General features: G+C 68.1%; 9 protein-coding genes. 7 read left to right on the top strand and 2 right to left on the bottom strand.

The window, feature by feature from the left end; all coding sequences use genetic code 11:
• The 4 genes from E8A74_RS36520 to E8A74_RS36505 form a co-directional block, all read left to right on the top strand.
• Positions 1-722, top strand: a 722-nt coding sequence (locus E8A74_RS36520) for a hypothetical protein (RefSeq protein ID WP_211365528.1), incomplete at its 5' end; no start/stop codon positions are given.
• Positions 723-805: 83 nt separating this feature from the next.
• Positions 806-2,449, top strand: a complete 1,644-nt coding sequence (locus E8A74_RS36515) for a long-chain fatty acid--CoA ligase (RefSeq protein ID WP_136933710.1) — start codon at positions 806-808, stop codon at positions 2,447-2,449.
• Between the two features lie 8 nt (positions 2,450-2,457).
• Positions 2,458-3,012 (top strand): hypothetical protein, encoded by a 555-nt coding sequence (locus E8A74_RS36510; protein WP_136933709.1) that lies wholly within the window; start codon positions 2,458-2,460, stop codon positions 3,010-3,012.
• A gap of 220 nt (positions 3,013-3,232) precedes the next feature.
• Positions 3,233-3,841, top strand: coding sequence for a hypothetical protein (locus E8A74_RS36505; protein ID WP_136933708.1), 609 nt, complete (start codon positions 3,233-3,235; stop codon positions 3,839-3,841).
• 68 nt (positions 3,842-3,909) lie between these two features.
• On the opposite strand, the gene E8A74_RS36500 is transcribed toward E8A74_RS36505, so the two are convergent.
• Both E8A74_RS36500 and E8A74_RS36495 read right to left on the bottom strand, forming a co-directional pair.
• Positions 3,910-4,395, bottom strand: a complete 486-nt coding sequence (locus E8A74_RS36500; RefSeq protein ID WP_232379912.1) for a GreA/GreB family elongation factor — start codon at positions 4,393-4,395, stop codon at positions 3,910-3,912.
• Between the two features lie 7 nt (positions 4,396-4,402).
• Positions 4,403-5,095 (bottom strand): class I SAM-dependent methyltransferase, encoded by a 693-nt coding sequence (locus E8A74_RS36495; protein WP_136933707.1) that lies wholly within the window; start codon positions 5,093-5,095, stop codon positions 4,403-4,405.
• Between the two features lie 61 nt (positions 5,096-5,156).
• Here E8A74_RS36495 and E8A74_RS36490 point away from each other — a divergent pair, with 61 nt between their 5' ends.
• The 3 genes from E8A74_RS36490 to E8A74_RS36480 are packed head-to-tail and all read left to right on the top strand — an operon-like array spanning position 5,157 to position 7,342.
• Complete coding sequence (locus E8A74_RS36490) at positions 5,157-5,870, top strand: hypothetical protein (protein ID WP_136933706.1); 714 nt, start codon at positions 5,157-5,159, stop codon at positions 5,868-5,870.
• A gap of 40 nt (positions 5,871-5,910) precedes the next feature.
• Entirely contained in the window at positions 5,911-6,984 is a 1,074-nt protein-coding gene (locus E8A74_RS36485) for a lysylphosphatidylglycerol synthase transmembrane domain-containing protein (RefSeq protein ID WP_232379911.1), read from the top strand.
• A 31-nt stretch (positions 6,985-7,015) separates the two neighbouring features.
• Positions 7,016-7,342: a Uma2 family endonuclease gene (locus tag E8A74_RS36480; RefSeq protein ID WP_136933705.1), complete on the top strand. Its 327-nt coding sequence runs from the start codon at positions 7,016-7,018 to the stop codon at positions 7,340-7,342.
• Position 7,343: the final 1 nt, after the last annotated feature.

Below are 7,343 nucleotides of genomic sequence, written 5' to 3'. Positions count from 1 at the left end.
CGCCTCCCCCTCCGCCGCCGGCGGACACCGCCGCGCCGCCGGCGGACACCGCCGCGCCCCCCGCCGCGCCCGCCGCGCCCGCCGCGCCCCCCAAGACCGAACCGAACGAAGAAACCCCCGAGGATCCGGGCGGCCGCGTTCGCTGGGGTGTCTCCGGCAACCTCGGGTGGCACGTCCCGCAATCGATGTTCACCATCGGCGCCGAGGGCCGCATCGGCTACCAGGTCTCGAACATCTTCAGCGCGTACGCCGCCATCGGCGGCACCGGTGGATTCGGGTTCAGCGCCGATGTCGGATTCGACGGCATCAACGTGGGCGTCTCGGGCATCTCGTACTGGTACGTCGGCGCCATTGCCGAGGCCATTTTCGGCAACCGATTCTACGTCGGCGGCGGCCCCGTCCTCGCGCGCGGCGCCCTCGGCGGCATCACCACCGGGGTGAGCATCGACGGCGTCGCCGAGGTCACCGAAATCGCCTCCGCCGGCTTCAAGCCGGGCCTCAACCTTCGTTTTGGCCTCTCCACGGCGAACCCGAGCGGCCCCTCGCGCCGCCGCGGCGGCTTCAATATCGGCATCGACGCGCTCATGCTCTTCCACCCGAGCGCGCTCTTCGTGACCACACGCGCGGACGGGCCAAACGGCTCCGCGGGCGTGTCCGTCCGGGAGAACACGCTCGGCGTCTCCCTCATCCCCATGCTCACGCTCGGCTACGATTCGCGCTGAGCCGCCGCGACCCCTTCCGTTTTCGTCCGCATCCCGGCTACCATCGCCCCCGCCCGCTCCCCATCCTCGAGAGGAGGCGACCGATGCTTGCCGGACGCATGATGGACTTTCCCCTCACCCTCACGCATTTTCTCGAACGCGCGCGCACCTTCTTCGGTCGCAACGAGATCGTCTCGCGCCTCCCGGACAAGACCCTCGTCCGCAGCACGTACGGCGACTTCTACCGCCGCACCGCAAAACTCGCCGGCGCCCTCCATCGCCTCGGGGTTCGGCCGGGCGATCGGGTCGCCACGCTCTCGTGGAATCATCAGCGCCACCTCGAGGTCTACCTCGGCGCGCCGGCCATGGGCGCCGTCGTCCACACCTTGAACCTCCGGCTCCACCCGAACGAGCTCGGCTACATCGCCAATCATGCCGAGGACAAGGTCGTCGTCGTCGACCGCTCCCTCCTGCCGCTCTGGCGCAAGTTCGCCGACCAGGTCCGCTCGGTCCGCCACGTCATCGTCGTCCCCGACTGCCCCGCGCAGGGCGAACCCACGAGCACCGAAATCGATTACGAAGAGTTCATCGCCCCCGAAAAGGACGAATATCCCTGGCCCTCGCTCGACGAGCGCAGCGCCGCGATGATCTGTTACACCTCGGGCACCACGGGCAACCCCAAGGGCGTCGTCTACAGCCATCGCTCGACCGTCCTTCACACGCTCGTCGTGTGCAACGCCGATACCATCGGCGTCCGCGAAGCCGACACCGTCCTGCCCGTCGTCCCGATGTTCCACGCCGCCGCCTGGGGCCTGCCGTATGCGGCCGTCATGGCCGGCTCCAAGCTCGTCTTTCCCGGCCCGCACCTCGACCCGCCGAGCTTGCTCGACCTCATCGCCGCCGAAAAGGTCACGATCGCCGCCGGCGTGCCCACGATATGGCTCGGCATCCTCCAGCTCCTCGATCAACACCCCGGCAAGTGGAACCTCTCCGCGATTCGCTCCACGGTCATCGGCGGCTCGGCCGCGCCCCCGGCGCTCATCGACGGCTTCAAGTCGCGGCACGGCATCGACGTCACCCACGCCTGGGGAATGACCGAGACGAACCCCGTCGGCACGCTCGCGCGCGTCAAACACGCTTTGTCCGACCGCGACGAGGCCACGAAGCTCGGGTGTAAAGCGTCGCAGGGCTATGCCGTGCCGTTCGTCGAGCAGCGGCACGTCGGCGAGGACGGCACGATCCTCCCGTGGGACGGCGAGACCATGGGCGAGCTCGAGGTGCGCGGGCCCTGGGTCGCCTCCTCGTATTTCAGCGACGAAGGCCCCGACAGGTTCACGGCGGATGGCTGGTTCAAGACGGGCGACGTCGTCACGATCGACCGCGAGGGGTATCTCCGCATCACGGATCGATCGAAGGACGTCATCAAATCGGGCGGCGAGTGGATCAGCTCGGTCGCGCTGGAGAACGCGCTCATGAGCCACCCGGCCGTGCTCGAAGCGGCCGTCTTCGCGGCGCGGCACCCGAAATGGACCGAGCGCCCGCTCGCGGCGATCGTGCTCAAGGAGGGCAAGGCCGCCACGAGGGACGAGCTCAATGCCCACATCGAGTCGAAATTCGCAAAATTCTGGCTCCCGGACGATTATGTCTTCATGGCCCAGATCCCGCGCACCTCGACCGGCAAGTTCCTGAAGACGAAGCTCCGCGAGTTGTACGGCGATCACCTCGAAAAGCAGGGCGCCGCGGAGTAACACGGCGCATGCGTCCCTCCCTGCTCCTCGCGCTCGCCCTCGTCGCTTGCGGCGGCGCACCGCCCCCGGAGAGGCCGGCCGTCCACGTCGCGACGGCGCGCGCCTCGTCTTCCTCCACCGGGGCGCTCGTCGCCGAGCCGCTTCGGGATCCCGCGCCGTGCACGCGTGTCGCCGAGCTCGTGCGGATCGAGCGCGTGTCCGAGCCGGAGAACGGCATCACGCTGACCCCGGATCCCGGCATGGGGCAGAAGTCGATTCATTTCGAGGGCTCGCTGAACGACGACCGCTTCCCCGACCTCATCCTCTACTTCAACGATACCATGGGCAGCACGCATGAATGCATGAGCGGCGTCTACCTCGGCTGCGGCGAGGGGGAATACCTCCCCGTCTGGGGTCCCGAGTACGCCTTCGCCATGCAGCCCACCGACACCGAGACGGCGAATGGCTATCGCCTGATCAAGCAGACCGACCGAACGAGCGAATTCGAGGCGAGCGTCACCGACCTCCACTTCGACGGACAATCGTACCAGCCCGTACCGGGAGAAACGCCTCCCCGCCCCTAGGTCTACCTCTACCGTTTCTGAGGCCACGCTCCTCCAGCGTCCGTAGGCCCTCCGCGTCGCGTGCTCGTTGGGCAACGCGGAGCGGCCTGCGGCGGCGTCCCCGCCTACATCTGGCGCTGGCCGACGAAATTCGGGGGGGCATGCAGAATGTCTGCGACGAACGGATCCCCCGAGCATCTTCGGTACGACGCCACGGATGGATGGCGCTCAGGAGGTCTTGATGGTCCGCTCTTCGTCGCTTGTTTTTGGTGTGCTCGTGTCGACGCTCCTCGTTGCGTTCGTGGCCTGTGGGGGGGAGGGCGACGCTGACTCCGGGCCCACCGGCGGCGCGGGTCCCGAGCAGGGCTTCACGTCGTGCGGCAATTTCCCCGACATGGTCGCGAAGTCGTGTCAGCCAGGCCAATATTGCGCGGACGCGGCGTTCTCCGATTGCAAGGCCGGGTGCCTCTCGAACGTGAACTGCGCCTCGGACCAGACGTGCCAAAAGGCGGCGGGGGAGACCACGGGGGCGTGCCAGAACAACATGACCACCACGTCGAGCTCGAGCGCGAGCTCGAGCAGCAGCGGAGGCGGCGGCGGCAATAACCTGGCGAGGTGCCAAGACGCCTGCAAGAAGATGCTACAATGCGGGCTCCTGGACGCCGCGGACGGCGCCCAGTGCACGAATGACTGTAGCGAGGCTTCCGACGTGGAGCAAAAGACCATCGCGGATTGCGTCGAGCCGTGGACGTGCAACGCGCCGATCCCTGGGTGCCTCGATCCGATCGTGTGCGGGCCGAGTTATCCCTGCCCCGCCGGTCAGGATTGCCTCGCCCATACCTGCCTGTGAACCTCGAATGAAGCGATCGGGGTGACGCGCTCATCAGCGACGCGAAGGTCCAGGAGATCGTCCGCCAACTAAACGACGCTCTCCACCTCGTACACCTTCGTCCCCTGCGGCGTCGGCACCTCCGCTTCATCCCCCTCCGACAAACCCATCAACGCCGCGCCGAGCGGGCTCGTCGGCGTCACCACCTGCACCTCGGTCCCGCCCACCTTCACGCGTTGCCCACCCGCCGCGGGCAGCACGAAGCAAACGAGCTTCGCGCCCCGGTGCACCAAGGTCACGAGCGCCGTCGCGGCGATCCCGTCCCCGTCTGCAAATGCGCGCACATGGATCGAGCCCAAAAGCGCGAGCGATCGTTCGAGCTCCCGCGCTCGCTCGGCCTGGCCGCGCGCGATGTAGGACGCCTCGGTCGAGCGCATGTCCTTGTCGTTCTCGGGCTTGTTTTCCTCGTGGGACGCGGCCGCGGCCGCCTCCGACGCGATCCGCGCCATCGTGGCGAGCTCCTCCGAAAGCCGCGCGCGAAGCTCCTTCAGGAGGGCTTGTTTGTCGAGCTGCACGGCCCCATCAAGCCACGGACGCCCCACCCCCCGCAAGCGCCACGCGGTACACGACGCCCCATTTTTCCGCCGTCCCCTCCACGTCGTCGATCACGGGCACCCGATACCGCGTGATCTCCTCGATCCCCTGGTTCGGCAGATACGCGCGCCCCGGATCCCCGAGCAGCACCGTCCGCCCCTCGCCTGCCCGCGCACGAAGCCACGGGAACACGACGCGTGTCATCGCCGCGTCGTAACAAACGTCCCCCGCGAGCACCACCTCCGCCTCCTCGGCCCAGGCGGGCAAACCCGCCCCACGCAGCAGGTCCTCGACGTGCGCCTCCACGGCGACCCCCCCGTCCTCCGCGTTCCTCGTGATCGCCACGACGGCCAGCGAATCCGTGTCCACCGCGACCACCCGCCGCGCCCCCGCGCGCGCCGCTGCGATCGCGCAAAGCCCCGAACCCGACGCGAGATCGAGCACGACCTTGCCGCGCACGAGCTCCGGCCGATCGAGCACGAGCCGCGCGATCGCTTGCCCGCCGGCCCAGGCGAACGCCCAGAAAGGCGGCTCGATCCCGTGCGTCCGGAGAAATGCCTCCGTGGCGCGCCAGAGCGGCGTCACCTCCGTCGCGAGCCGGAGCCGGATCTCGGGCAGCAGCGGCGGCGCGCACGACGCCGTGTTTTCCTCGATGAATCGCCTCGCTTCGGCCTCGCGCATGAACGCGCGCGAGCGTACTCGATGCTTGACGCCTGCGCGGAAAAAAGGTCAGTAGGGACCGATGTGGGCAAACGCGCGTCCTGCCATTGTGACCCTCCTCGGCCTCTTCGTCGCCGCCTGCGCGCCTACGAAGCCTGCGGAGAGCGCGGCCGGCGCGTCGCCTACGGTCTCCGTCGCGGCGACGGAGCCGAGCGGTGAGCCTGTCGGACCGGACGTCGCGAGCCCCGGCGACCAGTTCGAGCTTTTGATCGGGGGCAAGGTCTACTCCGTGGCCGACGGCAAACCTTTCGAGGTGCAGATCGGCGGCGAGCGCATCGAGGCCACGATCCGCTCGAAGCAGGTCCTGCAATACGAGGGGAACGGGATCTCCTTCCGTTATCCGAAAGAAATGACCCTGGAGGAGGAGCGCTCCACGGGCGTCTCGAGCATCACCGTCGAGGCGGCCGATTCGACGTTCCTGATGATCCAGGTCTATACGGTGGACGTCGACCCCGCGACGCTGAGCCAGTCGCTCGTGGATGGGATCGAGAAGGAGATGCGCTCGCGCGGCGGCCAGTTTCACCCGGGCAGCGGCAGCACCGTGCACAGGCGCCTGCGGGGCGAGAACGTCGAGGGGACGCGGCTCGAGTTCACGCTCGCGAAGGAGTCGATGCAGACCGAGATCTACGTCCTGCGCAAGAACAAGCTCATCGTCTCCGTGCTGATCCAGCGCTCGGACGACGACACGATCATGGCGGAGCGCCGCTTCAAGGTGATCACGGACTCGCTCCGGTAGGCTTGACAGGCGCCCGTTCGTAAGAGAGACCGAGGCGCCCGTGAGCGACCCCTCCCCGAACGAGCCCACGAAACAAGCCGCGCCGCGTTCGCTCGTGCGGCTCGCCGTGCGCCTCGTGGGCCCGGTCCTGCTCGTGGTCGTGCTCCTGCGCATGCGCGACACGCGCGCGGCGTGGGATGCGCTCGCCTCGGCGTCGCTCCTGCCGCTCGGCCTCGCTTTTGCGCTGAACGCGGCGAGCTACTGGCTCAAGATCGTCCGCTCCGACGTCCTGCTCTCGGCGCGCGGCTACGACTACCCGCGCAAGCGCGCCTGGCTCGGCTTCCTCTCGTCGGTCTTCGTCGGCATGTTCACGCCGGGCCGCGTGGGCGACGTCCTCCGCGCGCAGTACTTCCGCCACGACCTCGGGATGCCTTATTCCGAAGGGATCGCGGTCGTCGTGGTCGACCGTCTCTGCGACCTCTACGTGCTCGTCGCGTTCGTGGCGGTGGGCGTCGCGCGATGGAGCTCCGTCGTCGTCGGGGATCTCGCGCTCTTCACGTGGGCCGGCGTGCTGCTCGCGGCGCTCGGCCCGCTCGTCCTCTTCGTCCCCTCGTTCGCGCAGACGGCGATGCGGGCGCTTTACAAGAAAATGCCCGGCGACCGCACGGGCGAGGGGTTTGGGGCGCAGGGCGCCGAAGGCGAACCGAAGCCCCAAGCGTTGAAGGGATTCGATCGTTTTCTTTTGGCCCTGCGCGCCCAGCGCCCGCGGCACCTCGCGTCCGCGGTCGTGCTCACGCTCCTCGCGTTCGGCGTCAATTACCTCCAGGGCTATTTGATCGCGCAATCGCTGCACCTCGACCTGGCCTTTTACGACGTCGTCTGCCTGCTCGCGGTGGCGAGCTTGCTCGGCCTCCTGCCGATCTCGGTCTCGGGCCTCGGCGTGCGCGAGCTCTTCTTTTCGGAGGTCTTCCCGGCGCTCGGCCACCCCGGGGACGCGGGCTTGATCTACGGGCTCGTGGTGTTCCTCGTGATCTACGTGGGCGTGGCGGCGATGGGGTTTGTTGGGTGGTATCTGGCGCCGCCGCCGCTCGGAGACAAACCCGACGCGCGAAGCACGGCGGGGGCGGAGCGCTGACCGCCCGTGCGGGATGTGGTAGGATCCAGGCATGAACGCGTTTCCGGCGCGCAAGCAGGACGAAGAGGAGCGGAACACGCCCGAAGTCGAGGCGGCGTTCGAGGCGGTGCCGGAGGGGGTCTGCGAGGTCATCTCCCCCAGCACGCAGGCGATCGACCGGGGGAAGAAGATGCGCATGTATCGGCGCGAGGGGGTCGAGTACCTGTGGTTCGTCGATCCTGCCGCACAAATGGTCGAGGTCTTCCGGCTCGACAATGAACGCTGGTCACACCTCGACACGTACGAAGGTGATATCCGTGCCCGGCTCGAACCTTTCGAGGCCATCGAAATCGACATCGGCGCATTCTGGGCCCGGTGAA

Source organism: Polyangium fumosum (assembly GCF_005144585.1).
GTDB lineage: Bacteria > Myxococcota_A > Polyangia > Polyangiales > Polyangiaceae > Polyangium > Polyangium fumosum.
This window is presented reverse-complemented; position numbering and strand designations above follow the sequence as displayed.